1 protein-coding gene is annotated in these 243 nt (G+C 44.9%); it reads left to right on the plus strand.

What is annotated here, in order from left to right; translation table 11 throughout:
• The coding region (gene bamD, locus AB4585_RS29535; RefSeq protein ID WP_372172397.1) for an outer membrane protein assembly factor BamD at positions 1-243 on the plus strand (243 nt) is incomplete at both ends.

Genomic DNA, 243 nt, shown 5'->3' on the forward strand with positions numbered 1-243 from the left:
GATTGGATTCTGTATATGCGTGGTCTTTCTCATATGGCGCAGGACAGAAACTTCCTTCACGATGTGTTTAACATCGACCGTTCAGATCGCGATCCAGAGCCTGTTAAGCTGGCATTCAATGACTTCAAGCGCCTGTTGCAACGCTACCCAAATAGCCCATACGCTGAAGATTCAGAGCAACGCTTAGTCTTTCTCAAGAACCGTCTAGCAAACTATGATTATGCGACAGCAGATTTTTATATC

The organism is Vibrio sp. 10N.222.49.C9, assembly GCF_041474985.1.
GTDB classification, from domain to species: Bacteria; Pseudomonadota; Gammaproteobacteria; order Enterobacterales; family Vibrionaceae; genus Vibrio; species Vibrio crassostreae_C.